The organism is Geothrix rubra, assembly GCF_030268065.1.
GTDB lineage: Bacteria > Acidobacteriota > Holophagae > Holophagales > Holophagaceae > Geothrix > Geothrix rubra.
In genome coordinates this window covers 165,656-189,087 of record NZ_BSDD01000006.1, presented here as the reverse complement: position 1 = coordinate 189,087, position 23,432 = coordinate 165,656, and the positions used below count along the sequence as shown (strand labels likewise).

At 71.8% G+C, this 23,432-nt stretch carries 24 protein-coding genes and 1 pseudogene; 20 read left to right on the top strand and 5 right to left on the bottom strand.

The features are described 5' to 3' along the window. Positions 1-1,269, top strand: a pseudogene (locus QSJ33_RS14815) (hypothetical protein); the annotation flags it as partial. A gap of 94 nt (positions 1,270-1,363) precedes the next feature. Continuing rightward, positions 1,364-1,819, top strand: coding sequence for an aminoacyl-tRNA deacylase (locus QSJ33_RS14810; RefSeq protein ID WP_285727602.1), 456 nt, complete (start codon positions 1,364-1,366; stop codon positions 1,817-1,819). A 12-nt stretch (positions 1,820-1,831) separates the two neighbouring features. Here QSJ33_RS14810 and QSJ33_RS14805 read toward each other — a convergent pair whose 3' ends face one another. Then, entirely contained in the window at positions 1,832-3,082 is a 1,251-nt protein-coding gene (locus QSJ33_RS14805; protein ID WP_285727601.1) for an MFS transporter, read from the bottom strand. Positions 3,083-3,138: 56 nt separating this feature from the next. Here QSJ33_RS14805 and QSJ33_RS14800 point away from each other — a divergent pair, with 56 nt between their 5' ends. The 9 genes from QSJ33_RS14800 (at position 3,139) to QSJ33_RS14760 (ending at position 8,808) form a co-directional block, all read left to right on the top strand. After that, entirely contained in the window at positions 3,139-3,861 is a 723-nt protein-coding gene (locus tag QSJ33_RS14800) for an alpha/beta fold hydrolase (RefSeq protein WP_285727599.1), read from the top strand. An 18-nt stretch (positions 3,862-3,879) separates the two neighbouring features. Next, a complete protein-coding gene (locus tag QSJ33_RS14795; protein ID WP_285727596.1) occupies positions 3,880-4,440 on the top strand; it encodes a hypothetical protein in 561 nt (186 codons plus the stop codon). 6 nt (positions 4,441-4,446) lie between these two features. Continuing rightward, the gene (locus QSJ33_RS14790; RefSeq protein WP_285727594.1) at positions 4,447-4,737 is read left to right on the top strand and encodes a DUF2164 domain-containing protein; all 291 of its coding nucleotides are present in this window, start codon (positions 4,447-4,449) and stop codon (positions 4,735-4,737) included. Between the two features lie 22 nt (positions 4,738-4,759). After that, complete coding sequence (locus QSJ33_RS14785; protein ID WP_285727592.1) at positions 4,760-5,128, top strand: 5-carboxymethyl-2-hydroxymuconate Delta-isomerase; 369 nt, start codon at positions 4,760-4,762, stop codon at positions 5,126-5,128. Then, on the top strand, positions 5,125-5,334 hold the full coding sequence (locus QSJ33_RS14780) for a hypothetical protein (protein ID WP_285727590.1): 210 nt from the start codon (positions 5,125-5,127) through the stop codon (positions 5,332-5,334). Before QSJ33_RS14785 ends, QSJ33_RS14780 begins: the two co-directional genes overlap by 4 nt. An 18-nt stretch (positions 5,335-5,352) precedes the next feature. Continuing rightward, positions 5,353-6,096, top strand: coding sequence for a DUF6544 family protein (locus QSJ33_RS14775; protein ID WP_285727588.1), 744 nt, complete (start codon positions 5,353-5,355; stop codon positions 6,094-6,096). A gap of 40 nt (positions 6,097-6,136) precedes the next feature. Continuing rightward, on the top strand, positions 6,137-7,666 hold the full coding sequence (locus QSJ33_RS14770) for a M14 family metallopeptidase (RefSeq protein ID WP_285727586.1): 1,530 nt from the start codon (positions 6,137-6,139) through the stop codon (positions 7,664-7,666). Between the two features lie 79 nt (positions 7,667-7,745). After that, positions 7,746-8,345: a hypothetical protein gene (locus QSJ33_RS14765; RefSeq protein WP_285727584.1), complete on the top strand. Its 600-nt coding sequence runs from the start codon at positions 7,746-7,748 to the stop codon at positions 8,343-8,345. A 58-nt stretch (positions 8,346-8,403) separates the two neighbouring features. Further along, positions 8,404-8,808 (top strand): VOC family protein, encoded by a 405-nt coding sequence (locus tag QSJ33_RS14760; protein WP_285727582.1) that lies wholly within the window; start codon positions 8,404-8,406, stop codon positions 8,806-8,808. A 10-nt stretch (positions 8,809-8,818) separates the two neighbouring features. Here QSJ33_RS14760 and QSJ33_RS14755 read toward each other — a convergent pair whose 3' ends face one another. Together QSJ33_RS14755 and QSJ33_RS14750 are read right to left on the bottom strand one after the other, a co-directional pair. After that, entirely contained in the window at positions 8,819-10,618 is a 1,800-nt protein-coding gene (locus QSJ33_RS14755) for an AMP-dependent synthetase/ligase (RefSeq protein ID WP_285727580.1), read from the bottom strand. 41 nt (positions 10,619-10,659) lie between these two features. Next, positions 10,660-11,481: a DUF4388 domain-containing protein gene (locus QSJ33_RS14750; protein WP_285727578.1), complete on the bottom strand. Its 822-nt coding sequence runs from the start codon at positions 11,479-11,481 to the stop codon at positions 10,660-10,662. Between the two features lie 280 nt (positions 11,482-11,761). Here QSJ33_RS14750 and QSJ33_RS14745 point away from each other — a divergent pair, with 280 nt between their 5' ends. The 9 genes from QSJ33_RS14745 (at position 11,762) to QSJ33_RS14705 (ending at position 22,857) form a co-directional block, all read left to right on the top strand. After that, a complete protein-coding gene (locus QSJ33_RS14745; RefSeq protein ID WP_285727576.1) occupies positions 11,762-14,332 on the top strand; it encodes a ligand-binding sensor domain-containing protein in 2,571 nt (856 codons plus the stop codon). A gap of 44 nt (positions 14,333-14,376) precedes the next feature. Beyond that, positions 14,377-14,631, top strand: coding sequence for a DUF4342 domain-containing protein (locus QSJ33_RS14740; protein WP_285727574.1), 255 nt, complete (start codon positions 14,377-14,379; stop codon positions 14,629-14,631). 54 nt (positions 14,632-14,685) lie between these two features. After that, positions 14,686-16,701, top strand: a complete 2,016-nt coding sequence (locus QSJ33_RS14735; RefSeq protein WP_285727572.1) for an NADPH-dependent 2,4-dienoyl-CoA reductase — start codon at positions 14,686-14,688, stop codon at positions 16,699-16,701. A gap of 110 nt (positions 16,702-16,811) precedes the next feature. Next, a complete protein-coding gene (locus QSJ33_RS14730) occupies positions 16,812-18,341 on the top strand; it encodes a methyl-accepting chemotaxis protein (protein WP_285727570.1) in 1,530 nt (509 codons plus the stop codon). A gap of 10 nt (positions 18,342-18,351) precedes the next feature. Next, positions 18,352-19,545, top strand: coding sequence for a winged helix-turn-helix domain-containing protein (locus QSJ33_RS14725; protein WP_285727568.1), 1,194 nt, complete (start codon positions 18,352-18,354; stop codon positions 19,543-19,545). Between the two features lie 33 nt (positions 19,546-19,578). Beyond that, complete coding sequence (locus tag QSJ33_RS14720) at positions 19,579-20,169, top strand: methyltransferase domain-containing protein (protein WP_285727566.1); 591 nt, start codon at positions 19,579-19,581, stop codon at positions 20,167-20,169. Between the two features lie 91 nt (positions 20,170-20,260). Beyond that, positions 20,261-21,223 carry an ABC transporter substrate-binding protein gene (locus QSJ33_RS14715; protein WP_285727564.1) on the top strand — a complete coding sequence of 321 codons (963 nt, stop codon included), beginning with the start codon at positions 20,261-20,263 and terminating at the stop codon, positions 21,221-21,223. Between the two features lie 3 nt (positions 21,224-21,226). Then, positions 21,227-22,048 carry an ABC transporter permease gene (locus QSJ33_RS14710; protein WP_285727562.1) on the top strand — a complete coding sequence of 274 codons (822 nt, stop codon included), beginning with the start codon at positions 21,227-21,229 and terminating at the stop codon, positions 22,046-22,048. Further along, positions 22,048-22,857 carry an ABC transporter ATP-binding protein gene (locus tag QSJ33_RS14705; protein ID WP_285727559.1) on the top strand — a complete coding sequence of 270 codons (810 nt, stop codon included), beginning with the start codon at positions 22,048-22,050 and terminating at the stop codon, positions 22,855-22,857. The genes QSJ33_RS14710 and QSJ33_RS14705 overlap by 1 nt, the downstream gene beginning before the upstream one ends. A gap of 4 nt (positions 22,858-22,861) precedes the next feature. Here QSJ33_RS14705 and QSJ33_RS14700 read toward each other — a convergent pair whose 3' ends face one another. Both QSJ33_RS14700 and QSJ33_RS14695 read right to left on the bottom strand, forming a co-directional pair. Further along, positions 22,862-23,056 carry a YgaP family membrane protein gene (locus QSJ33_RS14700; RefSeq protein WP_285727557.1) on the bottom strand — a complete coding sequence of 65 codons (195 nt, stop codon included), beginning with the start codon at positions 23,054-23,056 and terminating at the stop codon, positions 22,862-22,864. 12 nt (positions 23,057-23,068) lie between these two features. Next, positions 23,069-23,377, bottom strand: coding sequence for a hypothetical protein (locus tag QSJ33_RS14695; protein WP_285727554.1), 309 nt, complete (start codon positions 23,375-23,377; stop codon positions 23,069-23,071). Positions 23,378-23,432: the final 55 nt, after the last annotated feature.

Below are 23,432 nucleotides of genomic sequence, written 5' to 3'. Positions count from 1 at the left end.
CGCCTCAATGGCGTGCCCCTGGACACCACCACCGCCCCCGCCGCGGGCCAGTCCCTGGTCTACAACGGCTCCGCCTGGTCGCCCGCCACCGTGGCCGGCGCGCCCGGCCCTGCCGGTCCGCAGGGGCCCATCGGTCCCACCGGCGCGACCGGGGCCACGGGACCCCAGGGTCCCATGGGCCTCCCGGGCGCCACGGGACCGACGGGGGCCACCGGTGCCACCGGCCCCCAGGGCCCGGCCGGGCCGCCCACCAGCTTCAAGGGCGCCTGGAGCAGCAGCGCCCCGTACGCCCTCGGGGACGCGGTGTCCGAGAACGGATCCTCCTACGTCGCGCTGACGGCCAACACCGCCCTCGATCCGGCGGCCGACGTGGCCGGCTCGGGTGGGCATTGGGCGGTGCTCGCGCTCCAGGGCGCCCAGGGTCCGCAGGGCCTCCAGGGGATCCAGGGCATCCCGGGCATCCAGGGCCTGGCGGGCCCCGCGGGGGCCACCGGCGCCACCGGGCCCCAGGGACTGCAGGGGCTCCAGGGCCCCACGGGGCCGCAGGGCCCGCCGGTCTCCTTCCGGGGGGCCTGGAGCGGCAGCACCGCCTACACCGTCGGGGACACCGTCTCCGAGGGGGGCGCGAGCTACATCGCCCTCGCGGCCAACCTCAACGTGGACCCGGCCCTGGATGTCGCCGGATCGGGCACCACCTGGGCCCTGCTGGCGGCCCGGGGCGCCACGGGCCCGGCGGGGCCCACGGGGGCCACGGGTCCCCAGGGGGCGACGGGCGCCACGGGGGCGACCGGACCCACGGGCGCGACGGGGGCCACCGGCGCGCAGGGACCGGCCGGCACAGCGGCCACGGTGACGGTGGGCACCACCACCACCGGCGCAGCCGGCTCCTCCGCATCGGTGACCAACTCCGGCACCGCCAGCGCCGCGGTGCTGAACTTCACCATCCCCCAGGGGTCCTCGGGACCCACGGCCGTGCATGTGGTGTCCGGAGGCTCCTACACCGTGGGCGCCAGCGACCGGATGATCGTCGTGACGAGCACGGGCACGCCGACCGTCACCCTCCCGGACCCCACCGCCAACGCGGGCCGGATGATCTACGTGATGGCCGGGGGCAACCACTTCACGCTGGGCACCGCCAGCGGGATGATCCAGGACGGAACCGGCACCACCAGCGCCACGACCTTCGCCCCCACCCCCTCCGTGACGTTCGCCTACAGCTACTGGACGATCATCTGCGTGTCGGACGGCAGCTTCTGGTACATCAACTAGTTCGACGCCATCCGTTTATTCCAAGGCCCGGCCCGGTGGCACCGGCCCCGGCACGGACCCATCCTTGGGGCGCGTTCAACCCAAGGAGGCCGCCATGACCGTGGCCAACGTGAAGGAATTCCTCAAAGCCAACGGGGTTTCGCACATCGTGATCCCGCACCCCCTGGCCTTCACCGCCACCTCCGTGGCGGGCGCCGCCCACATCCCCGGGAAGGAGATGGCCAAGACGGTGGTCGTGAACCTGGACGGCCGGCCGGCCCTGGCCGTCCTCCCCGCGGACCGGAAGGTGGACCTGGAGCGGTTGCGCCGGTCAACGGGGGCCACCACCATCGAGCTCACCAACGAGCGCGAGTTCACCGCCGACTTCCCGGGCTGCGAGGTGGGGGCCATGCCGCCCTTCGGCAACCTCTACGGCCTGGAGGTCTTCGTGGATCCGCACCTGGCCGCCGATCCCGAGATCGCCTTCAACGCCGGCACCCACACCGAGCTGATCCGCATGTCCTACAAGGATTTCGAGCGCCTGGTGAAGCCGAAGCTCGTGGCCATGTAGGCCGACCGGCACTCACCGCCGATCCTGCTCCCCCGCGGCGGAGGCCCCCAGGTCGGCGGCCTTGAAGCTGCGATAGAGCAGCAGGTCGTAGAGGATCTTCAAACCACCCGCGAGGAAGAAGGGCACCCCGAGGAGGGCGGGCACCGCCAGCAGGGGTCCCGCCAGCCCCGGGGACAGGGCGGCGCCCGTGGTGCGGGCGATGCCGGTGATCCCGGCGGCCGCGGAGCGTTCCTCCGGGGCCACCACGGCCATGGTGTAGGCCTGGCGCGTGGGCACGTCCATCTGGGAGATGCTGAAACGCAGCAGCAGCATCGCCACGGCCAGGGCCAGGCTGGGCATCAGGGGCACCAGGATGAGCAGCACGTTCGAGGGGATGTGCGTGAAGACCATGGTGCGGATGTAGCCGATGCGGGCCGCCAGCCGCACGGCGTAGAGGGAGGAGAGGCCCGCCAGGAGGTTGGCGGCGAAGAAGATGGAGCCCAGGGCCCCCGGGGACACGCCGAAGCGCAGGTGCAGCCAGTAGGCCAGGATGCTCTGGATGACGAAGCCCCCCGCGAAGGCGTCCAGGGAGAACAGGGCGGAGAGGCGCAGCACCACCGCCTTCGACCCGTGCAGGCCCCAGCGCCCGGGGGCCACCGGCTGCGGCGCCTCGACAGCCCGGCCCAGCCGGAGGAACAGCAGCGCCAGGAGGAATCCGGCCGCCGCGTAGGCGGCCACCACGGCCCGGTAGCTGGCCACCGGGGTCCATCCCGCGCCCTGGAGGGCCTGGGCCGCCCAGCCACCGGCCAGGGCGCCGAGGGCCGTGGCGAAGGAACCCGCGAGGTGGTACCAGGCGAAGACGGCCGTGCGGCGCGCCTCCGGCAGCACCTGGGCCAGGGCCGCCTGCTCCAGGGCCAGGAAGGGACCCACTTCATTGCCCGAGGGGCTGACGACGCCGAGGGTGGCCGCCACGAGCAGCACCCCGAAGCTCCGGCTGAGGACGAAGGGCACCCCCGCGCCCACCATGAGGGCCGCGCCGGCCAGGAGCATCCGTCGCCGGCCCAGGCGATCGGCATGGAGGGTGATCCCCAGCGACACGAGGGCGTCCCCCGCCAGCGTGAGCGAGAGCAGCAGGCCGATGCGCCCCTCGCTGAAGCCCAGCCCGGCCAGGTAGAGGGCCAGCACCACGGAGAGGAAGCCGTAGGCGGCCATCCGCACGATCCGCGTCAGGAAGAGCAGGCGAACGTCGCGGCCGAGGGACGGGCGGCGGGGGGAGGAGGCCATGGGGCTCCCGGGGAGAGCGTCCACTCTACCCGCCTCCCGACCTGGGATACTGGGCCATGTCCCTGCCCCCCGAGGAACGCCCGCTGCTGGTCCTGCTGCCCGGACTGGATGGGACGGGCGTGATGTTCGAGCCCTTCCTGGCGGCCGTCCCGGACTTCGAGGCGCGGGTGGTGCGCTACCCCGAGGCCCTGGTGTCCTACGCCGCGTGCATCCACCATGCCCGGACGCTCCTGCCCCAGGACCGGCCCTACGTGCTGCTGGGGGAATCCTTCTCGGGCCCCGTGGCCCTGGCCCTGGCGGCGGAGCGGCCCGAGGGCCTCCGGGCCCTGGTGCTCTGCGGGACCTTCGCCCGGAACCCGCGGCCGGGCCTGGCCTGGACGGCACCCCTGCTGCGGCTGCTGCCCCCCCTGCGGCTGCCCGTGGGAGCCGTCCGCTTCCTGCTGCTGGGCCGCTGGGCCACGGGGCCCCTGATGGACCGGGTGCGGCGCGTGCTGCCGGCCGTACCCAAGGCCACCCTCCGCGACCGCCTGCTGGCCGTGATCGACGTGGACCAGACGGCGCTGCTGGCGCGCATCCAGGTGCCCGTCCTGGCCCTGGTGGCCGCCCACGACCGCCTGGTGCCCCTCGCCGCCGTCCGGCACCTGAAGGCCCACCTGCCCGGCCTGGACGCGGCCCGCCTCCAGGGCCCCCACTGGCTGCTGCAGACGCGGCCCGACGCCGCCGCCCAGGCCCTCCGGGACTTCCTGGGGCGCATCGGGAGTGCCGCCGGAAGGCCCTGAAGCTGGGATACTGCGGACATGTCCATCTTCGCCCGTCCCGCTGTCCGCTGGAGCGCCCTGGTGGCGCTCTGGGGGGTGGTGCTGGCCGTGGTCTGGGTGGGGCTGGTGCAGGTCTTCCTGCTGGCCATGAACCCCTTCTGCCGCTGGCAGGGGCCGGGTGCCGCCCACGTGCGGGTGGTGCGGGTGGACCGCGATCCCCAGAGCCAGATCGCGGACCTCGTGACGGTGAAGGAGGGCGACCGGGACCGGGAGCTGACGATGCTCAAGGCCGAGGCCGCCGAGCTGGCGCCCGGCGACGAGATCTGGGTGCTGGACAACTACGTGGCCGACGGCCTGCGCCCCAACCAGTTCCGCCTGACGCCCCTGCGGGTGCTGTTGGAGTACCCCTTCCTCCTGCTCCTGCCCGTGGGCTGGGCCCTCTGGCGCCTGCGCCGCATCCGGATCGCGGTCGAGGCCACCCCGCCCCCGCCCGTGCGCCGCACCTTCACCGACGACTTCCACCTCCGGGCCCAGCGCTTCGCGAAGCCGAAGGCCGGGGACCCGGGCGGGGATGCGACCGACGACGACAGGCACCCCTGAGGCCCCATGGACATCCGGCTCTCCCCCGACACCGAGCAGCGCCTGCGGGAATCCATCCGCCGGTTCGTGGCCGAGGAGTACGGCGTGAGCCTGGGGGACCTGGGCGCCGGCGTGTTCCTGGATTTCTGCCTGAAGGAGATCGCGCCGGCCGCGTACAACCAGGCCGTCGCCGACGCCCAGGCCCATCTGCAGGACCGCGTGGCGGACCTGGAGAACGTCTGCTTTGCGGAGGAAGGCGGGTACTGGAAGGCCGAGGGGAAGCGCATCGTCGCGCGGAAGCCCGCGTCCCGGCGGTAGACTGGGGGCACGGCGGTGCCCCATGCCCCACTGCATCCTGGAAGCCTCGGACAACCTGCTGGACGAGCCGGACTGGCCCGACCTGCTGGCCGAGCTCCACCACACCCTGGTGGCCACGGGCCTCTTCGCCGAGGCGGACATCAAGAGCCGCGTGATCCGCCATGGGATCTTCCGCGTGGCCGATGGCGCGCCGGATCGCGCCTTCGTCACCCTCGACGTGCAGGTGATGGATGGCCGCAGCGACGCCGTGAAGGCCGCCCTCAGCGACGCCCTGCTGCCGGTGCTGGTCCGGGCCTTTCCCCGCAGCGCCGAGGGGATGCGGCTCAACGTCACCGTCCAGATCAGCGACCTGCACCGCCCCAGCTACCGGCGCCACCAGAGCCAGCCATGACCGATGCCATCTCCCCCCTCCAGCTCCGGCTCCTGAAGATGGTGGCCTCCCACCACCCCGACGTGGCGCGGGAGCACCTCCTGAAGGCCGGCGCCACCGAGGCCGACGTCGCCTGGCTTGAGCGCCACGACCTCGTCCGCGAGACCGGTCCGGGCCGCCTCCACCTCTCCCACATGGGACGGCAGGTCCTGAAGCGCATCACCTGAACCCCGGCGGGAGGGGCCATGCCGAAGCCCATCAGCCCTGACGATCTGTGGCGCGAGGCGCCGGCGGCCGTGGAGCGCTTCGACCCGGCGCTGCTGGCGGGCCTGCCGGCCGGCGCGCAGCGCCTCCTGGGCCACGCCCTGGCCCCGGGGGCCCCGCTGGCCCGGGCCGTGCGCCTGGCGATGACCGGCACGATCCGGCTGGGGGACTGGCACCCCTTCGAGGCGGACCAGGTCATCGTCCGCGACCGGGGCATGGTGTGGGCGGCCCGCGTCCGGATGAAGGGCCTGCCCATCCGCGGCTCCGACCGCCTGCTGGACGGCCGGGGCACCATGCGCTGGGCCCTCTTCGGCCTGATCCCCTTCCTGCGGGCCGAGGGCGCCGACATCACGCGCTCCGCCCGCGGCCGCCTGCGGGCCGAGACCATCTGGCTGCCCTCCCTCCTGGCGGATCCGGCGGTGACCTGGACGGAGGCGGATGCCGGACTGCGGGCCCGGGTGAGGGTGGACGGGGAACCAGGCGACCTGGATCTGACCCCGGATGCCGATGGCCGCCTGCAGGAGGTGCGCCTGGCGCGCTGGGGGAACCCCGGTGGCGGGCCCTTCGGAGAAGTCCCCTTCGGGGGCGTGATGGAGGCCGAGGGCACCTTCCAGGGCCTCACCATCCCCACCCGCGTCCGCGTGGGCTGGTGGTCCGGCACGGAACGCTTCGAACGCGAAGGCGAATTCTTCCGGGCCGAGCTCACCGGCGCCGAGTTCCGCTGACCGGGCCCGTGGGACAATGCCCCTCCCGCCTGGAGGTCCCATGCCCCTGCTCACCCGCGCCGAGGCCACCCGCTACGAGGAGACCAGCCGCCACGCGGACGTGATGGCCTTCGTGGCCGGGCTGCAGGCCAGGGGCGACCGCCGCCTGCACGTGGAGACCTTCGGCGTGAGCCCCCAGGGCCGCGAGCTGCCCCTGCTGGTGCTCTCCGCCCGCGGCGCGAAGACGCCGGCCGAGGCCCGGAGCCTGGACCTGCCCGTGGTGCTGGTCATCAGCGGCATCCACGCGGGGGAGGTGGAGGGCAAGGAGGGCTGCCTCATGCTCGTGCGCGACCTGCTGGACGGGAAGCCCGGCCTCGACGCGGACCAGATCCTCTCGGCCATGACCCTGGTGGTGGTGCCCCTCTTCAACCCCGACGGCAATGACGCCATCGACCCCGGCAACCGCCGGCTGCACCTGCCCAAACTCTCGGGCCAGCTGGGCCCGGACAGCGGTGTGGGCACCCGGGAGAACGGATCGAAGATCAACCTGAACCGCGACTACCTGCGGATGCAGGGACTGGAGATGCGCCTCCTGCAGACCCGCGTCTGCCAGGCCTGGGAGCCGGACCTCACCCTCGACAACCACGCCACCAACGGCTCGGTGCACCGCTTCTCCATGACCTACGACATCCCCCACACGGAGGAGACGGGCCGGGGCGAACCCGTCCGCTACATGCGGGAGCGCCTGCTCCCCCCCGTCACCGCCGCCCTCAAGGCCAACCACGGCCTCGACGCGGGCTGGTACGGCAACTTCGTGGAGGACGAGCGGGTGCTGGACGCCGACGGCGAGGCGGACCCCGCCTCGGCCGTGCGCGAGGGCTGGATGACCTACCCGCACCATCCCCGCTTCGGCAGCAACTACCGGGGCCTCACCAGCCGCATGGACCTGCTGCTGGAGTGCTACTCGTACATCCCCTTCTCGGAGCGGGTGCGCACGGCCTACGCCTTCATGCTGGAGACGTTCCGGCACGTGGCGGCCCACCGGGACGAGGTGCTGCAGACCGTGGCGGAGAGCCGCACGCCGCGGGACCGCATGGCCGTGCGCTACCGCCTGGACGTGTGCGAACGGCCCGTGGAGATCCTCACCCGGACGCCCCGCACCCTGGAGGGGGCGCCCTCGGCCGTCACCCTCCCCCACTTCGCCCGCTTCGTGGGCACCACGGTGGTGGAGCGCCCCGAGGCCTACCTGGTGCCGCCCCCGGTGGCGGCCCACCTGCGGCTGCACGGCCTCACCCTGCGCGAGGCCCTGGGCACCTTCGAGGTGGCCGTGCCCGTGGTGGAGTCCCTGGGCTCCGAGGGCGGCCGGGCCATCCTGGAGGCCGCCGCCGTGGGCGAGCTGGCCGTCTCCTGGCGCCGGGGCCCGCGCCCGGTGCCCCCCGGCTGGTCCCTGGTGCCCATGGACCAGCCCCTGGCCGCCGTGGCGGCCTACCTCTGCGAGCCCGAGAGCGACGACGGCGCCGTGGAGAACGGCCTCCTGCCCGTCCCCAAGGCGGGCGACGAGCTGGCCCTCTGGCGGGTGGAGGGCCGCTGAGCGGAAGGATCCCTTGACGCCGCCCCGGTGTCGGCGCAGCATGCCTCCGTCTTCTCTTTAGAAAACCATGGAGGCAACCATGAAAAAGACCGTAATGGCGCTCGGCTTCCTGCTGGCCCTGCCGGTGGCCGCCCAGGACGTCGAAGTGGGCGTCTTCGCAGGACGGCAGGCCTATGCGTCGGCCCACACCGACGTGGTGCCGGGCGGCACCCTGCAGGTCGAGGCCGACACCAAGACCGTCTGGGGCCTCCGCCTCGGCTACTCGCTGGTGGACCTGGGCCCCGCCCTGTTCCAGGTCACCGCCGGCTACCAGCCGGAGACCAGCACCCGGCTCAAGGGATCGCTCGGCGGCGCGCCCATCGGCGAAGGAGACCTGAAGGAGAGCCACTGGTCCGCCGGCGTGATGTTCAACTTCAAGGCCGTGGTGGCCGTGGGCCTGGGCGTGGAGTTCCGCTCGGAGTCGCTCAAGGAGACCACGGACAGCACCACCTACAACCGCCCCTGGGCGCGGCTCACCCTCGGGTACGCCTTCCCCACGCCGGGCGTCAAGCCCTTCATGGGCCTGGAAGCGGACTTCCCGCTGGTTTCCAAGAGCAACGAGTTCGGCAGCACCGCCGACCTCCTCAAGAGCCTGGCGCCCAAGAACCAGATCGGGATCTACGCCGGCCTCCGGTTCTGACCGGAACCCCGAGCCGCGGCCCGGATATCCTGGCGGAATCGACAGGGATCCGCCGGCCATGCACATCCTCGCCCTCGACCACGCCGTCCTCCGCGCCAACGACCTGGCGGCCATGACCGACTTCTACACCCGCGTCCTCGGCCTCGGCCTGGACCGGGAGGTACCGGAGCTGGGCCTCGTCCATCTGCGGGCCGGGCGCTCCATGCTCGACCTCATCTCCGTCTCCGGAAAGCTGGGAGCCCCCGGTGGGGCGGCCCCGGGCTCCGAGGGCCGGAACCTGGACCACCTCTGCCTGCGGATCGAGCCCTTCGACGAAGCCGCCCTGCGGGCCCGCTTCGCCGCCCACGGGGTGGCGCTGAGCGAGGTCCACGACAACTACGGGGCCGAGGGCCGGGGGCCCTCGGTGTACCTGCAGGATCCGGAAGGCAATGTCGTCGAGCTGAAGGGCCCCTCGGGGGCCTGAACGCCCGGGATCAGGCCTCCTTGTAGAGCGACTCGATGAGGGTGGCGTACATCTCGTTCACCACGCGGCGCTTCACCTTGAGGCTGGGGGTGAGCTGGCCGGTCTCCAGGCTCAGCTCGTGGTCCAGCACGGCGATCTTCTTCACGCGCTCGAAGTTGGAGAGGTGCTGGTTGATGAGCTCCACCCGCTCCATGAGCATCTGGACCGTCTCGGGTCGCGCCACCAGGTCGCGGCTGCTGCTGTAGGCGATCTTGTGCTGGTGCGCCCAGCGGTAGAGGCTGTCGAAGTTGGGGATGATGAGCGCGGAGATGAAGTTGCGCCGGTCGCCGAGCAGGACCGCCTGGGTGATGAACTTGTCGGTCTTGAGGAGCTCCTCGATGGGCTGGGGCGCGACCTTCTTGCCGCCGCTGGTGACGATGATCTCCTTCTTGCGGTCCGTGATCTTCAGCAGGCCGCGGGCGTCGAGCTCGCCGATGTCCCCGGTGCGGAAGTACCCGTCGGCGTCGAAGGCCTCGGCCGTGGCCTCGGGGTTCTTCCAGTAGCCCTTCATCACGTTCGGCCCCTGGCAGAGGATCTCGCCGTCCGGCGCGATCTTGACGTAGGGGCGGCCCTGCCAGGTGTCGTAGATGGGGCGGCCCACCTTGCCGGGGGCCACCTCGCCGAAGCGGTTGAAGGAGATGACGGGGCTGGTCTCCGTGAGGCCGTAGCCCTCGGTGATGGGGAGGCCGATGGCCCAGAAGAAGGCCATGACCTTGGGCGAGAGCGGCGCGCCCCCGCTGATGGCGAAGCGGATGTTCCCGCCGGTCTTCGCCAGGATCTTGTGGAAGACCAGGTGCCGGCTCCACCAGAGCTGGAACTGGATCCAGAGGGGGATGTTCCGCTTCTCGTACAGGTAGGGCACGGACATCTCCCCGGCCCACATGGCCCAGTGGAAGATGAACCGCTTGAGGAAGCTGCTGGAGGCCACGCCCTCGCGGACCCGGGCGTAGATCTTCTCGTAGATGCGGGGCACGCTGATGATGAGGGTGGGCTTGGTGGCCTGGAGGTCGTCCCCCACCGTGGCGATGCTCTCCGCGTAGTAGATGCTGGCGCCGATGCGCATCATGGAATAGTGCCCGGCCATGCGCTCCAGGATGTGGGAGAGGGGGAGGAAGGACAGGCAGCGGTCCCCCCGCTTCATCTGGATGAGCTCCAGGGTGCGCTCCACGTTGGAGACGAGGTTCCCGTGGGTGAGCATGGCCCCCTTGGGATCGCCGGTGGTGCCGGAGGTGTAGATGAGGGTCAGGAGGTCCTCGGGCTTCCGCTGGCGGGCCCAGGCCCGCACCTCCGGCCGCCGCGCCTCCAGGGCCTCGCCCTCCGCCATGAGGGTGGCGAAGGGGACCACGGCCGGATCCACCGGGATGCCGTCCATCTGGACCACCGTGGCCAGGGCGCTGTCGGCCCCCCTGGCGGTGAGGGCCTTCCGGGCCTGCTCCGGCGTGGAGCAGAAGACGATGCGGGTCTCCGCATGCTTGAGGATGAAGGCCGACTGGGGGGCGTTCAGGGTGGGATAGAGCGGCACCGTGGGCAGGCCGGAGATGGCGCAGGCGTAGTCCACCACGGCCCACTCCGGCCGGTTCTCGCAGATCAGGGCGACGGGCTCGCCCGCCTTCAGGCCGCGCGCCTCCAGGGCCAGGGCCAGGCGCTCCACCCGGGCCTGCAGCTCCTTGTGGGAGATGGGCACATAGGTGCTGCCCCGCCGGAAGGCCAGGGCGTCGGCGGACTGGAAGGCACAGGCCTCGTAGAAGAGATCGGCGATCGTGTGGGCCATGGCCTGCTCCGGAAGGGGTGGAAGGGAGGATTCGCGGGGATTCAGCGGGCGGGACGGACCATCACGAGCGCGCCCTGGCCGATGCCCCAGCTCTGCAGGAAGGCCTCCGGCACGGCGATCACCCCGTCGGCCAGATCGGCATTGAACCGCACCGCCTCGTGGGCCACCCCGCCGCGCCACTGGATCCGCACCTGGGAGATGAGGCCGTGGCTGTAGGGCTGGAGCCCCCGCCAGCGCGACTCGTGGATGACACCCACCTCCACATGATCGGCCTTGCTGAAGAGCCGCGCCTTCAGGGGGCTGATGGTGAGGGGCACCGAGGGTTCGAAGGTCTTGAGGCGGTCCGCCTCCAGGAGCGCGAAGGCCGCTTCCAGCACCGCCACCTCGTTCAGCTGGGTGGCGGCCATCACCTGGTAGAAGTCGTGGTAGCCGTCGAAGTGGGGGATCGCCTTCCGGGCCTCGGACGACAGGTTCAGGCCGGAGGTGAGGGCGGGTTCGGGCAGGAAGGTCCAGGGCACCGCATCCAGCGTGGGGAAGTAGCCCTTCAGGCGGCGCCGGGTGTCCAGGGTGCGCGCGGACTCCATGAGCAGGTCGGGCACCGAGCGGCGGATGCTGCCCACGGGCTTGACGGGGCCCGTGGCGAACTCGAATTCGCCCCGGTCCCAGGTCAGGAGCTCGAAGGCCGCCAGCTCGCCGATGGTCTGGCCCGCCTCCGCGTGCACCACCTCGCCGCTGCTCACGTGCAGCGCCCCGCTGAAGCGGCCGTTCTGGAGGCGCAGGACCCCGGTCTTGCGGTTCATGTGGAGCAGCTGGACCACGTCCGAAAGGCTGATGCTCTGGATGAGACCCTGGAGGTTGTTCACGGGCGACCCCCGCGTCGGCGGGGGACGGAGGAACCGGGAAGGGAGGGGTAGGGCATCGCCAAGGGGCTTCCTGCGAAGGTTTCGTGGGTGGGCGCGGGGCGGGGTGGACCTTCCCCTGGATAGCCGGTCGATGTAAACACAGTCAAGATGCCTGGATTCCGCATCGGCAGAGTCCGTGCCGGCCTGAACCCCCCGGGGAAAACCCGACTAGGCAGCAATGGACCGGGACCCGACCCGTCCACTCCTGGGGGCCCGGCCATCCCCTGCCGATGAGACGGGTATGCTGGTCTGGAAGATGTGCTCGACGCGATGGCTGTTGCCGCTCCTGATGGCCGCGCTGGCGGCACTCCCCCTCCCCGCCCAGGCCGGGGGGCGGCGTCCCTTCGCCATCCTCGGCCCTGAGCAGGGCCTGCCCTCCGGGGCGGTGCTCTGCCTGACCCAGGACCGGGACGGGTTCCTCTGGCTGGGGACGGAGAACGGCCTGCTCCGCTACGAGGGGGGCCAGTGCCGCCACTGGAGCCTGGAGGACGGCCTCCCCTCCGCCTACGTCTCCCGCATCCTGCCGGACCCGGAAGGCGGCGTCTGGGTGGGCACCCTGCGCGGGCTGGTCCGTTTCCGGAACGGCCGCTTCGAACCGGCGGTCTTCGGGACGGAGCCCGTGGGCACCGTCCCCACCTTCATCGCCCAGGACCGCCAGGGCCGCATCTGGGTCGCCACCCGGAAGGGGCGCTACCGCCAGGAGGGCGGCGTGCACTTCAAGCCCCTGCCCGAGCCGATGCAGGGGAGCGCCGGGTCCCTCGCGGAGGGATCGCACAGCGGCGCCCTGTACCTGGCCGGCCCCGAGGGCATCCAGGCCTTCTACCCCGACGGCTCCATCCGCCGCTGGGGCCCGGCCGACGGGCTGTCGGCCGGGGGCGTCAGCCTGGTGGCCGAGGATGGCGAGGGGCGGCTCTGGGCGGGCGCGGGTCTCCGGCTGTTCATGCTGCCCCCCGGGGGAGCCCGGTTCCAGGACGAGTCCCGACGGCTCAAGGCCGCCCTCACCACCAGCGGGACCCCCTTCCTGGACCGCGACGGATCCCTGTGGCTGCCCACCCAGGACGGGGCCCTCCACCTCATGGGGGACCGGTCGGAGTACCTGGATGCCGCCGTGGGCCTCCCCTTCCGCTGGGTCCGCACGGTCTTCAGGGACCGGGAGGGGACCCTGTGGGTCCTCGGACCCGCCCTGGCCCGCCTCCAGGGCCAGGGCCGGGTGCGGAACTACACGCTGTCCCACGGCGCCTTCGGCGAGGTCGTCTGGTTCATCACCCACGATCGGCAGGGGCGGCTCCTCGTCGCCACGGACGGCGGGGCGGCGCGCCTCGGGCCGGAGGGCCTCGAGGTCATCCCGGGCACCGGGGGACGGCGCATCAAGGCCCTGACCGAGGACCGGGCGGGCACCCTCTGGATGGTCACCACCGTCGGGCCCACGCTCTGGCTGAAGCCCGGCCAGCACCAGGCGGAGGTGGCCCCGCTGGGGGACCTCGGCCGGGAAGTGAACACCGTCTTCCAGGACCGCGAGGGACGCCTGTGGCTGGGGAGCACCCGCCACGGCGTCCTCCGCTGGGATCCGGCGCGGCGGCGGCTGGTGCAGGAGGCCGGTCCGGCCGTGGCGGGCCTCGGCAGCCTGGGGGCCTACCAGTTCAGCGAGGATCCGCAGGGCCGGCTCTGGGTGGGCACCACGGCCGGACTCCTCGTGCGGGAGCCGGAAGGCCGGTGGCGCTTCTTCACGAACCGCGACGGCCTCCAGACCTTCACCGTGTACGGGGCGGCCTTCCTCCCGGACGGCAGCGCCTGGATCCACTACCAGGAGCCCCACGGCCTCACCCGGGTGCGCCTGGAGAACGGGCACCTCAGGATCCTCGAGCAGCGGACCAAGGGGCACGGGCTCCGCACCAACCTCATCTACGCCGTCCAGGTGGACCGGCTCGGCCATACCTGGGTGAGCACGGACCAGGGCCTGGACCGGCTGGACCCGCCCGTGCACCTGGGCCGGGACGAGGGCATGGCCAGCGAGGACTGCGCGATCCTCTCCCTCCTGGCCGAGGGTGGCGACATCTGGGTGGGCACCGCCAACGGCCTGGTGCGCTACGACGCCGGGGGCCCCCAGGCGCCCATCGACCCGCCCGAGGCCCGCATCCTGCAGGTGGTCCGCGGCGCCCGGCGGCTGGCCCCTCCCTTCGAGGGCCTGGGCCCCGTGCCCTCCCGCGAGGCCACCCTGGAGTTCCACTTCGCCGCCCCCTCCTTCGTGAACGAGCGTGCCCTGCGGTTCCAGGTGCGCCTGCAGGGACTCGAGGAGGACTGGCACGAGGCGGAGGGCCGCACGGTCCGCTATCCGGCCCTGCCGGGGGGCCGCTACCGGTTCGAGGTGCGGGCCGCCAACGGCGACGGCGCCTTCGGGCCCGCCGAGGGCCTCGATTTCACCGTGCTGTCCCCCTGGTGGAAGCGCTGGTGGGCCGCCACCCTGGCGATCCTGGCGGCCCTCACCGGCATGTACGGCATCTTCCGGCTCCGGCTGGCGGCCCTGGCCCGCAGCAAGGCCGAGCTGGAGGCCATCGTGGCGCAGCGCACCCGGGAACTGCGCACCCGGAACGAGGAGCTGTCCGAGGCCCTGGGCAACGTGAAGCAGCTCTCCGGCCTGCTCCCCATCTGCGCCCACTGCAAGAAGATCCGGGACGACCGGGGCTACTGGAACCAGCTGGAGCAGTACATCACCGAGCGCTCCGAGGCCGACTTCTCCCACGGCATCTGCCCCGACTGCGCCCAGGAGATGTTCCCCGAGGTGGCCCTGCGCCGGCGGGAATCCAAGGCGTAAGCCGCCCCGGGCCCGGGCCGTAACCCTCAAGCACAGGAGGAGCCATGGACGGTGACCGCACGCGCACCGAGGAGTTCAAGCTCGAGGGTGGCAAGGTCCTCGACAAAATCAAAGAGCTGATCCACCAGGGCAACATCCGGCGGATCACCCTGAAGAACGAGGAGGGGAAGACCCTCATCGAGATCCCCCTCACCCTGGGCCTGGTGGGCGCCGCGCTGCTGCCGGTCTTCGCGGCGGTGGGCGCCATCGCCGCCGTGGTCACGCGCATGACCCTGGTCGTGGAGAAGACGGAGCCCTGACGCAGGGTAGGCCGGTCTTGGCCCTACACTGACCGGGCATCCTCCGGAGCGCCCGTGGCCTATCCGCACCTGCTCGAACCCCTCGACCTGGGCTTCACCACCCTCCGCAACCGCGTGCTCATGGGCTCCATGCACACGAACCTGGAGGAGGCCAAGGACGGCTTCGCCAAGATGGCCGCCTTCTACGCCGAGCGGGCCCGGGGGGGCGTGGGGCTCATCGTCACCGGCGGCATCGCACCCAACCTGCGGGGCCGGCTCACGCCCTTCGGCGCCCAGCTCTCCTGGCCCTGGCAGGTGCGCAGGCACCGCGTGGTCACGGAGGCCGTCCACCAGGCGGGCGGGAAGATCGCCCTGCAGATCCTCCACGGCGGGCGGTACAGCTACCACCCCCTGAGCGTCGCCCCCACGGCCCTCAAGAGCCCCATCACCCCGTTCAAGCCCTCGGCCCTCTCGGAGCGCGGCATCCGCAGGACCATCCGCGACTACGCCGCCTGCGCGGCCCTGGCCCGGAAGGCGGGCTACGACGGCGTGGAGATCATGGGCAGCGAGGGCTACCTCATCAACCAGTTCATCGCGACCCGCACCAACCGCCGGACGGACGCCTGGGGCGGCGAGTACGCGAACCGCATGCGCTTCCCCCTGGAGGTGGTGAAGGCCGTCCGCGCCGCCGTGGGCCCGGACTTCATCGTGATCTTCCGGCTCTCCATGCTGGACCTCGTGCCCGACGGCAGCAGCTGGGAGGAGGTGGTCCAGCTCGCCAAGGCCCTCGAGGCCGCCGGGGCCACGATCCTCAACACGGGCATCGGCTGGCACGAGGCCCGGGTCCCCACCATCGCCGCCATGGTGCCCCGGGGGGCCTACGCCTGGGTGACGAAGCGGCTGAAGGGCGAGGTGGGCATCCCCCTCATCACCACCAACCGCATCAACACGCCGGAGGTGGCCGAGGAGATCCTCGCCTCGGGCTGCGCCGACATGGTGAGCATGGCCCGGCCCCTGCTGGCCGATGCCGAGTTCGTGAAGAAGGCCGAGGAGGACCGGGCCCTCGACATCAACACCTGCATCGCCTGCAACCAGGGCTGCCTGGACATGGTCTTCCGGCAGAAGCGCTGCACCTGCCTGGTGAATCCCCGGGCCTGCTACGAGACGGAGCTGACCTTCGAGCCCACCGTGGCGCCCAAGCGCCTCGCCGTGGTCGGCGGCGGCGCCGCCGGGCTGAGCTTCGCCAGCCACGCGGCGGAGCGGGGCCACCTGGTCACCCTCTTCGAGGCCGCTTCGGAACTGGGCGGCCAGCTCAACATCGCCAAGCGGGTGCCCGGCAAGGAGGAGTTCTACGAGACCCTGCGCTACTTCGGCCGGCGCCTGGCGCAGGCCGGCGTGACGGTGCGCCTGGGCGAGCGGGCCACCCTGGAGCTCCTGGCGGACTTCGACGAGATCGTCCTGGCCACGGGCGTGGTGCCCCGCCAGCCGGAGATCCCCGGCATCGGCCATCCCAAGGTCATCTCGTACCCCGACCTGCTGCTGGGCCGCCGGAAGGCGGGCGAGAAGGTGGCCATCATCGGCGCCGGGGGCATCGGCTTCGACGTGGCGGAGTTCCTGGTGGAAGGCGACCACGGTCCGGACACCACCCGGTACCTGCAGGCCTGGGGCGTGGACGGCGCCCACGCGCACCGGGGGGGCCTGCTCGAGCGGCCCGAGCCGCCGAAGCCCGCCCGGCAGGTGTTCCTCCTCCAGCGCAAGACCGACCGCATGGGCGCGAACCTGGGCAGGACCACCGGCTGGATCCACCGCGCCAGCCTGAAGGCCCTCAAGGTGAAGATGCTCGGCGGCGTGACCTATGTCCGCATCGACGACGACGGGCTGTGGATCCGCGAGGGCGAGGGCGCCGAGCCCCGCTGCCTGGCCGTGGACCACGTCATCAACTGCTCGGGCCAGCTCTCCCAGCGGGAGCTGGTGGAGCCCCTGCGGGTCCTGGACCGCCCGGTCCACCTCATCGGCGGCGCCGACCTGGCCACCGAGCTGGACGCCCAGCGCGCCATCCGCCAGGGGGCCGAGCTGGCGGCCAGGATCTGATAAACCAACACCTTGCGAGGTTGTGGCCGACAATCAAATGACCTATTGGTCGTGCAATTAATTTCACAACCCCCTCCTGTCGATACATGGGTGCCCGCCCAGGAGCGCCCGTGCGAAACCGAAGCCTGACCCTCAAGTTCTTCCTGCCGGTGGGCCTCACCCTCGTGGCGCTGTTCGGCGGGCTCACCCTGCTGGTGGGCCGGGCCCAGACGGACCGGACCCAGCGGGACTTCGAGGACAACCTGCGGGCCATCGGCACCAATTCCCGGTACATGCTGCACTGGGAGGCCGAGGCCTACTGCCGGAAGGAGGGGATGACCTACCACCGGGTGCTCCTGGACCAGCTGTCCCCGGGCCCGGAGGGGCAGATCGAACGGGCCGCCGTCCAGGCCTTCCAGGCCCAGCCTGGGCTCGACAGCTACACGGGGAGCTATACGGGGCCGGATGGCGCGGCATGGAGGTACGTGGTGACCCCGGGCCGCCTCCAGGAAGGCTGCCAGACCTGCCACCAGGCCCTGGGCGTCACGGCCCTCGAGGGGCGGAAGGTCGGCGACTTCGTGGCGGTGTTCGGCATCTCCCGCTCCACCGCCGGGATCGTCCAGCAGGAACGCCGGTTCCAGGGGTCGGCCATCGCGGTGGGTCTCGCCACCCTGGTGCTGATGGGAGTGATCCTCGTCGTCGTCGTCCGCCGGGTCATCCTGCATCCCCTCGCGGACCTGGGCGGCTCCCTCACCCGCGTGGCGGAAGGGGACTTCACCGCACGGGCCGAGACGGGGGACGGGGACGAGATCGGCGCGCTGGCGCGGACCTTCAACGGCATGGTCGAGCGCCTGAACGGCGCCCTGCGGGAGGTGGAATCGGCCTCCCAGGCCGTGGCCTCCGGGGCCACGCAGCTGGCCGCCAGCGCCGAGCAGATCCACCACACCGTGGAGGACACGGCCCGGGTCGGCGAGGACCTCCGCCAGGCGGGCACCGGGGTGCAGGAGGCCCTGGGACGCCTTGGAGAGAGCATCCGGCAGCTGGACCAGAACGCCCTCGCCTCCCAGGCGAGGACCCGCGACGCCGCCCGGGACACGGAGGACGGGGCCCGGGCGGGGAAGGAATCCGAAGGCGGCATGGAGGCCATCCGGGAGGCCACCGTCCGGATCCTCCAGGCGGTGCAGGTGATCCAGGAGATCGCCCGGCAGACCAACCTCCTGAGCCTGAACGCGGCCATCGAGGCGGCGAAGGCCGGCGCCCAGGGCAAGGGGTTCGCCGTGGTCGCGGAGGAGGTGCGCAAGCTGGCCGAGCGCAGCGCCGCGGCCGCCGCCGAGATCCGGGGGCTCACCGACCTGACGGAGCAGGCGGTGTCCCGGGGCATCGAGAGCGTGGCGAACACCCTCCAGCGGCTGGATTCGATCCAGACGCGCATCGGGGAGGTGGCCGAGCAGGTGAAGGACGTGGCCGGCCTCAGCCGGGAGCAGGAGACCACGGGCCGGGAGGTGGGCGCCCTCATGGACCAGACCCGGGGGCGGCTCGACGAGAACGCCGCCGCCACCCAGGAGCTGGCCGCCACCGTCACCGAGATCACCCGGACCGCGGAGGACCTGTCCAAGGTCGCCGACGGGCTCCGGGTGCTGGTCCAGCGCTTCCGGCTGTAGCCTGGAGGCCATGGCCCGCCCCCTCCCCCTCCTTGCCGCCCCTGACGCCGCCCGCCTGCTGCTGGGGGCGCAGGGCCTCCTGGCGGATCCGTCCCGGCGGGTGACGGGGCCCTCGCTGCAGGCCCTCGTCGAGCGGCTGGGCTTCGTGCAGGTGGACACCATCAACGTGCTGGCCCGGGCCCACGACCTCACGCTCTTCAGCCGCCTGGACGGCTACCGGCCGGAGCACCTCAGGAGGCTCCTGGAGGAGCAGCGCAGCCTCTTCGAGGCCTTCACCCACGACGCCTCGGCCATCCCCACGGCCTGGTTCGCCCACTGGAAGCCGCGCTTCGCGCGTGACCGCGCGCGCATCCACGCCCACGCCTGGTGGCAGCACCACTTCCGCGGCACGGACGCAGAGCGGGTGGTGGCGGACGTGAAGGCCCGCATCGAGCGCGAGGGCCCGTTGAAGTCCTCCGACTTCGAGCATCCGGAGAAGCGCGGGCCCTGGTGGGGCTGGAAGCCCCAGAAGGCGGCCCTGGACTTCCTCTGGCGCGCGGGCGAGCTGGCCATCCCCCGGCGCGAGGGCTTCCAGAAGCTCTACGACCTCACGGAGCGCGTGTTCCCGGAGCACCATGCCCTGCCCTGTCCCGAGCCCGCCGCCCACCTCGAATGGGCCTGCGCCGCGGCGGCGGAGCGGCTCTGGGTGTTCACCCCGAAGGAGCTGGCGGACTTCTGGGAAAGCGTCGAGGCCCCGGAGGCCCGGGCCTGGTGCCTGGCGGCCGCGAAGGCGGGCCGCATCGTCCCGGTGGAGGTGGAGGATGCCGACGGTGCCGTACGTCCCGCCTTCGCCCTGGCCGACTGGGAGGCCCGGCTGCAGCGGCTGCCCGAGGCCCCGGAGCGCACGCGGCTGCTCTGCCCCTTCGACCCCATCCTGCGGGACCGCGCCCGGGCCCTGCGCCGCTTCGGCTTCGACTACCGCTTCGAGGCCTTCGTGCCCGAGCCGAGGCGCCAGTACGGGTACTACGTGCTGCCCATCCTGGAAGGCGAGCGCCTGGTGGGCCGCCTGGACGCCAAGGCCCACCGCGACCGGAACCTCCTGGAGGTGAAGGGCCTCTGGTGGGAGCCCGGCATCAAGGCCACGAAAGCCCGGAAGCGGGGCCTGGAGGACGCCCTGGCGCGACTGGCGACCTTCGTGGGAGCGGAGGCAATCGAGGGTCTCTGAGGGGGGGGGGGCCGATTGCGGCATGCTGGAGCCATGACCTCCCATCCCGACCACTGGAACCGCCACTACGAGGCCGGCGCGCGGCCCGAATGGGACATGGCCAAGGCCACGCCCGTCCTGGCGGAGGCGCTGGCGCTGGCGGCCGCCTCCGGCCTCGCCCCCGGGGCCTCGGTGGTGGTGCCGGGCTGCGGCTACGGCCACGACGCCGCGGCCCTGGCGGCCCTCGGCTTCGAGGTCACGGGCCTCGATTTCGCGCCGCTGGCGGTCCAGGGGGCCCGGGCCCGCTACGGCGACGCCGTGCGCTGGGCGCAGGAGGACTGGTTCACCACGGCCCTGGGGCCCTGGGACGCGATCTTCGACCACACCTGCCTGGTGGCCATGGACCCCGACCGGCGGCCGGCCTATGCCGAGGCCTGCGCGGGCCACCTGCGCCCCGGCGGCCTGTGGCTGGCCGTGGCCTTCCACGACGTGCAGGGACGGCCCGGCCCGCCCCATGCGATCCCCAGGGATGACCTGCGGCGGCTCGCGGAGCCCCGCTTCGAGGTGCTGCACCTGGCCGAGGCCACGCGGAGCCACCCCCGTCGCGCGGGGCGGGAGTACCTGCTCGTGGCGCGCCGGCGCTGAGACACATTCCAGCCCACTGCAGGGCGGACATTGCCGGGAACCCCCCGGGGAGACTGGGCCTAGAATGGCTTCCATCTCCCCGGAGTCCAACATGCGCGCGAAAGCCCTTCTCTCGCTGTTCTTCCTGTCGGCGCTGGCGCTGGCGGCCCAGGACCTGGTGCGCCTGGGCAACCTGAAGTTCGCCCACTACGGCGCGGTGTCCTACATGAAGGAGATCGCCCCGAAGTACCACCTGAAGATCCAGGAGCGCATGTTCCCCAAGGGCATCGACATCAATCCGGCCATCGTGGCGGGCGAGATCGACGCGAGCGCCGCGGCCCTGGATGCGGCCATCGCGGGCCGGGCCCAGGGCGTCCCGATCTATGTGGTGGCCGGCTTCGCCAAGGGCGGCGCCCGCATCGTGGTGCGCCCCGACCTGGGCATCAAGCGGATCGAGGATCTGAAGGGCAAGAAGGTGGGCGTGGCCCGGGGCGGGGCCCAGGAGCTGCTCCTCCTGGCCGAGCTGGCCCAGCACAAGCTCACCTGGTCCGACCGGCCGGGCAAGGACGTGCTGGTGCTCTACCTGCCCTTCGCCGACCTGAACCAGGCCCTGATGGCCAGGAACATCGACGCCATGTGCCAGTCCGAGCCCTACGCCTCCCAGGCCATCAACCGCAAGTTCGGCGTGGAGCTCATGAAGCCCTACGACACGCCCATGGGCGAGCCCGAGCGCGCCCTGGTCATCACGGAGAAGCTCTACCGGGAGCGCCGCGACGTGGCCCTGCGCTTCATGAAGTGCTTCGTGGAGGCCACCAAGAAGTTCATCGACGAGCCCGCCTTCGCGGAGAAGTACGTCCGCGAGAACCTCTTCAAGAACCAGATCTCCTCCGAGGACTACCGGGACGCCATCAGCAACTCCCCCTTCACCTACGACATCACCCTGGCCCATGTGCAGGTCACCACGGACCTCATGTCCCAGTACGGCGTGGGCCGCATGGCCGCCCCGCCCAAGGCCGCGGACTGGGTGAAGCTGGACCTCCTGGCCCAGGCCAAGAAGGACCTGGGGGTCAAGTAGTCCATGCCCCAGAAGCTCTGGAAGGCCCTGTCCGGCATCCTCGTCCCCCTGGCGGCCATCGCCTTCTGGCAGCTGCTGTCCTCCAAGGGCTGGGTGAACGCCACCATCCTGCCCTCCCCCATGCAGGTGCTCACCCGCTGGTGGGCCTACCTGCGCCCGCTCGATCCCTTCGACCCGGCCCAGGGCCCGTACTGGCGCTGGCTCCTTTCCGGCGAGCTGCCCCAGGACGCCATGGGGAGCCTGTACCGGGTGCTGGTGGGCTTCTTCATCGGCGCGGGCCTGGCCCTGCCCCTGGGCCTGGCCATGGGCTACAGCAAGCTGGTGAACGGGCTCTTCAACCCCCTCATCCAGGTGCTCCGGCCCATCCCGCCCATCGCCTACATCCCGCTCTCGATCCTCTGGTTCGGCCTGGGCAACCCCCCGGCCATCTTCCTCATCAGCATCGGGGCCTTCTTCCCGGTGCTGATGAACACGGTGACGGGGGTGCAGAACGTGGACAGCATCTACCTGCGGGTGGGCCGGAACCTGGGCGCGGGGCGGTTCACGCAGTTCACGCGCATCATCCTCCCCGCGGCCACGCCCTACATCTTCACGGGGGCCCGCATCGGCATGGGCACGGCCTTCATCGTGGTGATCGTGTCCGAGATGATCGCCGTGAACAATGGCCTGGGCTACCGCATCCTGGAGGCCCGCGAGTACCTCTGGTCCGACAAGATCATCGCGGGCATGTTCACCATCGGCCTCCTGGGCCTCGCCATCGACACCGTCATGAGCCGCCTCAGCGCCCGCCTGCTGCGCTGGCACCGCGGCCTGGAGCAGAGCTGATGGGCGTCCCGAACGGATCCAGCCACATCTCCATCCGCGGCGTCCAGAAGGTCTTCCGCACCGGCGGCCAGGAGGTGGCGGCCCTCAAGGACATCGACCTGGAGATCGCCCCCGGCGAGTTCGTCTGCCTGCTGGGCCCCTCCGGCTGCGGCAAGTCCACCCTCCTGAACGCCGTGGCGGGCTTCTCCCTGCCCACCGGCGGGACCATCGACATCCTGGGGGCCCCCGTGACCGAGCCCGGGCCCGACCGCGGCATGGTCTTCCAGGAATACGCCCTGTTCCCCTGGATGACGGTGGAGCAGAACATCGCCTTCGGGCTGCAGATCAAGGGCCAGCCCAAGGCCGCCATCCGGGAGAAGGTGGACCAGCTGCTCACCCTGCTCCACCTCCACGACTTCCGGAAGCGCCACCCCAAGGACCTCAGCGGCGGCATGCGCCAGCGCGTGGCCATCGCCCGGGTGCTGGCCCTGGATTCGCCCATCATGCTCATGGATGAGCCCTTCGGCGCCCTGGATGCCCTCACCCGGCGCAACCTCCAGGACGAGGTGCTGCGGCTGTGGATGGAGCTGAAGAAGACCATCCTCTTCGTCACCCACAGCATCGAGGAGTCCCTCTATCTGGCGGACCGGACGGTGGTGATGACCTACCGCCCCGGCACCGTCAAGCGGGACCTCCGCATCACCCTGCCCCGCCCCCGGGACGTGGCCTCCGCCGAGTTCAACGCCCTCAAGAAGGAGCTCTCCCAGCTCCTCATGGAGGAGCAGACCCGGCACAACCAGGACGAGTTCCGGGGCGCCGCGGTGGACTGAGGCCCTACTTCCTGGGGCAGGTGTTCACGCCCAACAGGCTGTAGAGCGGGCAGAAGCCCGTGAAGGCCGTCAGCAGGGGCACGATGCCGATGAGGCCGAACCAGCGGGCCTTGCCCTCCAGCAGGAAGAGCAGGCTGAGCAGCGCCAGCCCGATCACGATGCGCACAGCCTTGTCGGCACTTCCGACGTTCACCTGCATGGGGGACCTCCTTCAGGGGTGGGGTGGAAGGGTGGGTGCGGGCATGGAATCCTGCCCCCGGCCCCGGGTGGCGATGAGCACCGCCAGGGTCCAGAGGGGGGCGTAGTCGAGGTAGGGGATCCATTCCGTGAGGAAGGACGGCAGGAAGGCCCAGTGGAACCCCACCAGGGCCCAGAGGACGGCCATGGTCACCACGTCCAGGCCCGCGCCCACGATCCAGCCCAGGAGCCCGGTGGCCTCCACGGGGATCTGGATGGCGTCCACCGCCACGGCCACGATCCACGCGGCACGCAGACGGCGCTTGCTCAGGGGCAGGGGCATGGCGGAAGTCTACGCCGGCCGCCCGGGAATGCGAGACATTGAAGTGGAGGACGCC

Coding starts and splice junctions, on each gene's coding strand:
- QSJ33_RS14810 (WP_285727602.1), top strand. CDS start 1,364: ATGACCGTGGCCAACGTGAAGGAATTCCTCAAAGCCAACGGGGTTTCG.
- QSJ33_RS14805 (WP_285727601.1), bottom strand. CDS start 3,082: ATGGCCTCCTCCCCCCGCCGCCCGTCCCTCGGCCGCGACGTTCGCCTG.
- QSJ33_RS14800 (WP_285727599.1), top strand. CDS start 3,139: ATGTCCCTGCCCCCCGAGGAACGCCCGCTGCTGGTCCTGCTGCCCGGA.
- QSJ33_RS14795 (WP_285727596.1), top strand. CDS start 3,880: ATGTCCATCTTCGCCCGTCCCGCTGTCCGCTGGAGCGCCCTGGTGGCG.
- QSJ33_RS14790 (WP_285727594.1), top strand. CDS start 4,447: ATGGACATCCGGCTCTCCCCCGACACCGAGCAGCGCCTGCGGGAATCC.
- QSJ33_RS14785 (WP_285727592.1), top strand. CDS start 4,760: ATGCCCCACTGCATCCTGGAAGCCTCGGACAACCTGCTGGACGAGCCG.
- QSJ33_RS14780 (WP_285727590.1), top strand. CDS start 5,125: ATGACCGATGCCATCTCCCCCCTCCAGCTCCGGCTCCTGAAGATGGTG.
- QSJ33_RS14775 (WP_285727588.1), top strand. CDS start 5,353: ATGCCGAAGCCCATCAGCCCTGACGATCTGTGGCGCGAGGCGCCGGCG.
- QSJ33_RS14770 (WP_285727586.1), top strand. CDS start 6,137: ATGCCCCTGCTCACCCGCGCCGAGGCCACCCGCTACGAGGAGACCAGC.
- QSJ33_RS14765 (WP_285727584.1), top strand. CDS start 7,746: ATGAAAAAGACCGTAATGGCGCTCGGCTTCCTGCTGGCCCTGCCGGTG.
- QSJ33_RS14760 (WP_285727582.1), top strand. CDS start 8,404: ATGCACATCCTCGCCCTCGACCACGCCGTCCTCCGCGCCAACGACCTG.
- QSJ33_RS14755 (WP_285727580.1), bottom strand. CDS start 10,618: ATGGCCCACACGATCGCCGATCTCTTCTACGAGGCCTGTGCCTTCCAG.
- QSJ33_RS14745 (WP_285727576.1), top strand. CDS start 11,762: ATGCTGGTCTGGAAGATGTGCTCGACGCGATGGCTGTTGCCGCTCCTG.
- QSJ33_RS14740 (WP_285727574.1), top strand. CDS start 14,377: ATGGACGGTGACCGCACGCGCACCGAGGAGTTCAAGCTCGAGGGTGGC.
- QSJ33_RS14725 (WP_285727568.1), top strand. CDS start 18,352: ATGGCCCGCCCCCTCCCCCTCCTTGCCGCCCCTGACGCCGCCCGCCTG.
- QSJ33_RS14720 (WP_285727566.1), top strand. CDS start 19,579: ATGACCTCCCATCCCGACCACTGGAACCGCCACTACGAGGCCGGCGCG.
- QSJ33_RS14715 (WP_285727564.1), top strand. CDS start 20,261: ATGCGCGCGAAAGCCCTTCTCTCGCTGTTCTTCCTGTCGGCGCTGGCG.
- QSJ33_RS14710 (WP_285727562.1), top strand. CDS start 21,227: ATGCCCCAGAAGCTCTGGAAGGCCCTGTCCGGCATCCTCGTCCCCCTG.
- QSJ33_RS14705 (WP_285727559.1), top strand. CDS start 22,048: ATGGGCGTCCCGAACGGATCCAGCCACATCTCCATCCGCGGCGTCCAG.
- QSJ33_RS14700 (WP_285727557.1), bottom strand. CDS start 23,056: ATGCAGGTGAACGTCGGAAGTGCCGACAAGGCTGTGCGCATCGTGATC.
- QSJ33_RS14695 (WP_285727554.1), bottom strand. CDS start 23,377: ATGCCCCTGCCCCTGAGCAAGCGCCGTCTGCGTGCCGCGTGGATCGTG.